We start from the raw sequence: 4,086 nt of genomic DNA, 5'->3' as shown, positions 1-4,086 counted from the left end.
AGACGGTGAAGAAGCCGAGCGTCGGCGCGAACGAGCAGGTGCGCGGGTCGGCGCCCTCGGCCTGCGTGGTCAGCGAACCGGAGATGACCGCGACGACGCGGCCGGGGCCGGTGCTCGCGATGGCCGACAGGGTGGCCGGGCCGCCGGGGTTGATGTTGGCCTCGGTGGTCAGCGTCTGCACGGCCGACTGGCGGGTGTCGAGGTTGAGCCACTGCACCGTCATCGGCGGGTTCTGTTCGGCGGTGGGGGCCTTGGTGCCGAGGGCGGTGAACACGAACCCGGCCTGGCCCGCGGCGACGCCGGGCGGCGGCAGCTGCGCCGGGCCCGCGACCGCGAGCGCGGTGCCCACCGAGTCGGCGCCCGCGCCGATGCAGTCCTTGCCGATGGTCGGGTACAGGAACTGCGCGATGGCCGGGCCGTCCTGCGGGATCTCGGGGCCGCCGCCACCGCTGCCGTCGAGGAAGGTGATGATCCGCTCGAGCGTCGACTTGATGGCCGGGGGCAGGTTGAGCGTGGCCAGCAGGGCGCGCGCCTGGTCGAGCAGGGCGGTCTGCGGGCTGGCGACGTCGGCCGGACCCGCGATCAGTCCGGTGACGGCGGGGGCGAACGCGGCGAGCGCGTCGACCGGCACGCCTTCGGGCACCATCGGCACGCTGACCGCCGCGGCCTGCGCGGGCGCCGGTGCGGCGACGGTGGACGCCGGTGCGGCGAGCATGGCGGCTGCCGCGAGGGCGAGTGCGGTTGTCGCGATCCGCGAACCTCGGCTACGAAGCACTGTTCTGGCCGTCCTTACCCTTGGGGTTCGTTGTCGGGGGCCACTCTAGGGATATGGCCGCGGCGTTGTACAGCCGCCGTGCCCGGGTGGGGCAACACGCGGGTAAACGATGTGGATCGACCGTAGACCCCCGCGGTGTGACAGCTGGGGATGTTGATGCAACTGTTACCGCTGGTGTCGTGGCAAACCCGTGTACGTGAGTCGTCACACCGCCCCGCTATGGTGGTCTCCGGCCGCCGACGACGACTCCCCGAAAGCTCGCGCACGTGAATCGACACCTGAGATGGGCTCTCGTGCTGCTCGGGCTGTCCGTGGCGGCCCGCCTTGGCTGGATGCTGTTCGCCCCCAACGGACTCAACGTCGTCGATCTGCACGTCTACGTCGACGGATCGGCCGATCTGCTGACCGATCGCCTCTACGACTTCACCTACGCGGAGAAGACGCCGGACTTCCCGCTGCCGTTCACCTATCCGCCGTTCGCGGCGCTGGTCTTCTTCCCGCTGCACTATCTGCCGTTCACCGCGGTGGCCGTCGGCTGGATGCTGGCCACGGTGGCCGCGCTGTTGGGCGTGATCTTCATCAGCTTCGAGCTGCTGCTCGGGCCGCGCCGGGCGCGGGAGCGGCGCTGGGTGACCGCGGCGGTGTTCTGGACCGCGCTCGGGGTGTGGATGGAGCCGGTCCGCACGACCATCGACTACGGCCAGGTCAACGTGTTCCTGGTGCTCGGGGCGATGCTGGCGGTGCGCAGCGCGCGCTGGTGGGTCTCGGGGACGCTGGTCGGCATCATCGCGGGCATCAAGCTGACCCCGGCCATCACCGGCCTCTACTTCGTCGCCCGGCGTCGATGGGCCACGGTGCTCTGGTCGGCGGCGGCCTTCGGCCTCACGGTGGCTGTGAGCTTTCTCATCAACGCCCACGAGGCGCGGCGCTACTTCGGCACGCTGCTCGGCGACGCGGACCGGATCGGGCCCGTCGGCTCGGTGTGGAACCAGTCGCTGCGGGGCACGCTGAGCCGCATCCTCGGCCACGACGTGGAGTCCGGGCCGTGGTGGCTGGCCGCGGTGCTGGTCACCGCGGTGCTGGCCTGGCTGGCCTGGCGCACCCTCGGCCCGGACGACCGCCTCGGCACGCTGGTGCTCGTGCAGCTGTTCGGCCTGATGATCTCGCCGATCTCCTGGTCGCACCACTGGGTGTGGCTCATCCCGACGGTGCTGTGGCTGCTGTACGGGCCGCTGCGTGACGAGCTCGTCGCCCGCGTGCTGGCCGGGTACTGGCTGGTCACGATGCTGATCGGGGTGCCGTGGGTGCTCTCGTTCGCCCAGCCGACGATCTGGACGATCCCGCGCCCGTGGCCGCTGGCCTGGCTGGGGGCGGTCGACGCGATCGGGGTGTTCGCGCTGCTGGGCTGGCTGGTGTGGCGGGGACGCGCCGGTATCCGGCCGCGCCGGGACGCCGAGGCGGTCCGGGTGGGCGATCCCGCCTGATCGACGGCGGCGAGGCGCGCTCGGGACCCGGCGAGCCGGAACTACCCCGCGCTCAGCAGGCCGTCGATCGTGTGGGCGAGGTCCACGTCCTTGCCCGTCAGGCCGCCTGCGGAATGGGTGCTCAGGGTGAAGGTGAGCGTGCGCCAGCGGATGTCGATGTCGGGATGATGGTCGGCGGCCTCGGCGGCGGCGCCGACCCGGCGGACCGCCTCGATCCCGTCGAGGAAGCTCGGCGCCTTGTAGGTGCGGGTGATCGAGTCACCGTCGCGCGACCAGTCCGGCAGCGTGGCGAGTGCGATCGTGATCTCCGGATCGGACAGCAGATCGGCCATGAGGCCAGTTCTACTCCTCCGGCGGCGGCCTGCCCAGGGGCACTCAGGCGGCCCGGGCCTTCTTCAGGGCCTTGAGCAGGTCTTTCTTGCCGGTGACGCCGGCCGCCTCGGCCTTCTTCATCCGCATGATGACGACAGGGCACTTGATGCACCGGGTGCTCTTCCGGCAGCACTTCTTCTTGGGTTTCAGGCTCGAGACCTTCTTCACCTTCACCTTGCCCATGGCAGTTAGCGTACCCTAAGTACAAAGGCTGACACGGTAGCCTCCCGGCGCGCCCGGTAGCCTGTAGCAGGCCGCGAATCCCCGGATACCCGAAATCGGGAAACTCGGCGCGCCACAAACACCAACAGCAGGAGGATCGAGGCGTGTCGTCTGCACGCGATTTTCGCAACGTCGCCATCGTGGCCCACGTCGACCACGGCAAGACGACGCTGGTCGACGCCATGCTTCGTCAGTCCGGCGCTTTCGCCGAGCGGGCCGAACTCGTCGACCGGGTGATGGACTCCGGTGATCTCGAGCGCGAGAAGGGCATCACCATTCTCGCCAAGAACACCGCGGTGCACCGGCACCACCCCGACGGTTCGGTCACCGTCATCAACGTGATCGACACGCCCGGCCACGCCGACTTCGGTGGTGAGGTCGAGCGCGGCCTGTCCATGGTCGACGGCGTCGTGCTGCTGGTCGACGCGTCCGAGGGCCCGCTGCCGCAGACCCGGTTCGTGCTGCGCAAGGCGCTCGCGGCCAAGCTGCCGGTGATCCTGGTCGTCAACAAGACCGACCGTCCCGACGCCCGGATCGAGGAGGTCGTCGAGGAGTCGCACGACCTGCTGCTCGACCTGGCCTCCGACCTGGACGACGAGGCCGCCGAGGCCGCGGAGCTGGCGCTGGACCTGCCGGTCCTCTACGCCTCCGGCCGCGAGGGCAAGGCCTCCAAGGAGCGTCCGGAGAACGGCTCGGCCCCCGACGCCGAGAACCTCGACGCCCTGTTCGAGGTCCTGCTCGAGAACATCCCGGCTCCCAAGGGCGACGTGAACGCGCCGCTGCAGGCCCACGTCACCAACCTCGACGCCTCGGCCTTCCTCGGCCGTCTCGCCCTGGTGCGCATCCACAACGGTGAGCTGCGCAAGGGCCAGAACGTGTCGTGGATGCACGCCGACGGCGTCAAGCAGGTCAAGATCACCGAACTGCTGCAGACCATCGGCGTCGAGCGTCAGCCGGGCGAGGTCGCCGTGGCCGGTGACATCGTCGCCATCGCGGGCATCCCCGAGATCATGATCGGCGACACCCTCGCCGACCTGGAGAACCCGGTCGCGCTGCCGCGCATCACCGTCGACGAGCCCGCCATCTCGGTGGTCATCGGCACCAACACCTCGCCGCTGGTCGGCCGGGTGTCGGGCCACAAGCTGACCGCCCGCATGCTGAAGTCGCGCCTGGATTCCGAGCTGATCGGCAACGTGTCGCTGCGCGTGCTCGACATCGGCCGCCCGGACGCCT

The 4,086-nt window shown here is 70.2% G+C and carries 5 protein-coding genes; 2 read left to right on the top strand and 3 right to left on the bottom strand.

Annotated features, from left to right (window positions below):
- Window positions 1-775: Rv1157c family protein (locus ON36_RS22250; RefSeq protein WP_043657028.1), on the bottom strand; the 775-nt coding region annotated here is incomplete at its 3' end.
- Between the two features lie 266 nt (window positions 776-1,041).
- Here ON36_RS22250 and ON36_RS22245 point away from each other — a divergent pair.
- Window positions 1,042-2,259: a mannosyltransferase gene (locus tag ON36_RS22245; protein WP_043657022.1), complete on the top strand. Its 1,218-nt coding sequence runs from the start codon at window positions 1,042-1,044 to the stop codon at window positions 2,257-2,259.
- A gap of 41 nt (window positions 2,260-2,300) precedes the next feature.
- On the opposite strand, the gene ON36_RS22240 is transcribed toward ON36_RS22245, so the two are convergent.
- Window positions 2,301-2,591 carry a 4a-hydroxytetrahydrobiopterin dehydratase gene (locus ON36_RS22240; protein WP_043657019.1) on the bottom strand — a complete coding sequence of 97 codons (291 nt, stop codon included), beginning with the start codon at window positions 2,589-2,591 and terminating at the stop codon, window positions 2,301-2,303.
- A 43-nt stretch (window positions 2,592-2,634) separates the two neighbouring features.
- Window positions 2,635-2,814, bottom strand: a complete 180-nt coding sequence (locus tag ON36_RS22235; protein ID WP_043657016.1) for a hypothetical protein — start codon at window positions 2,812-2,814, stop codon at window positions 2,635-2,637.
- Window positions 2,815-2,957: 143 nt separating this feature from the next.
- Here ON36_RS22235 and ON36_RS22230 point away from each other — a divergent pair.
- Window positions 2,958-4,086: GTP-binding protein (locus ON36_RS22230; protein ID WP_043657025.1), on the top strand; the 1,129-nt coding region annotated here is incomplete at its 3' end.

Origin of the sequence: Nocardia thailandica NBRC 100428 (genome assembly GCF_000308795.1) — a bacterium.
Lineage (GTDB): Bacteria > Actinomycetota > Actinomycetes > Mycobacteriales > Mycobacteriaceae > Nocardia > Nocardia thailandica.
This window is presented reverse-complemented; position numbering and strand designations above follow the sequence as displayed.

Excerpts from the sequence above, each read along its gene's own strand:
- ON36_RS22240 (WP_043657019.1), bottom strand. The coding sequence starts at position 2,591 with ATGGCCGATCTGCTGTCCGATCCGGAGATCACGATCGCACTCGCCACG.
- ON36_RS22235 (WP_043657016.1), bottom strand. The coding sequence starts at position 2,814 with ATGGGCAAGGTGAAGGTGAAGAAGGTCTCGAGCCTGAAACCCAAGAAG.